The organism is Bradyrhizobium sp. BR 10289, assembly GCF_019455385.1.
In the GTDB taxonomy this organism is placed as follows: Bacteria; Pseudomonadota; Alphaproteobacteria; order Rhizobiales; family Xanthobacteraceae; genus Bradyrhizobium.
This window is the reverse complement of record NZ_JACOFR010000060.1, coordinates 1-652: the sequence shown is the minus strand read 5'-3', so window position 1 is coordinate 652 and position 652 is coordinate 1. Positions and strand designations below refer to the sequence as shown.

Here is a 652-nt window from a genome sequence, read left to right as displayed (position 1 = left end):
GTCTGCACGCCGGTGGCAAGGTCGATCGCCTTCAACAGGTCAGCCGTGGTGGCCGCCCCGAGATAGACGGTCGAGTTGCCGCTGCCGTCGGTGACGAGGTTGCCGCTGACGCCCGAGCCGGTCGGAACGTTCGCCGCCGCGGGCGCAACGCCGTCCTTGAAGTTGATGACATGGCCGTTGACGTTCAGCGTCGAACCGGTCTGGAGAACGGTCGAGAGCGTGCCCGAGCCGGCCGTGCGGGTTGCCGTCGAGGTGACGGTGGCGCCGCCCGTCGCATTGCTCAGGCCGAGCGCATGCAGCAGGTCAGCCGCACCCGTGACGTTAAGGTCGGAGCCCGTGGTGGACTGCACCAGCAGTGAGCCGGTCGCGCTGACCGACGAAGGGGTCTGGCCGGCCGTGGTCGTGACCGTCGCAACGCCGGAGGCGTTAGCTGCGGTCTTCACGCCACTGGCGAGATCGACCGCCTTCAGCACGTCGCCAACCGTCGCTGCCGAGTTGGCACCGGCCGCACCGAGATAGATGGTCGAGTTGCCGGAACCGTCGGTGATGAGGTTGCCGCTGACGCCCGAACCGGTCGGAACGGTGGCGGAACCGATAGCACCCGCCTTGAAGGTGATGGTGTGGCCGGCGACCGTGAAGCTCGCGCCGTCGA

At 68.3% G+C, this 652-nt stretch carries 1 protein-coding gene; it reads right to left on the bottom strand.

The window, feature by feature from the left end:
• On the bottom strand, positions 1–652 hold a 652-nt coding region (locus HYH08_RS37325), incomplete at both ends, for a DUF1522 domain-containing protein (protein WP_220014813.1).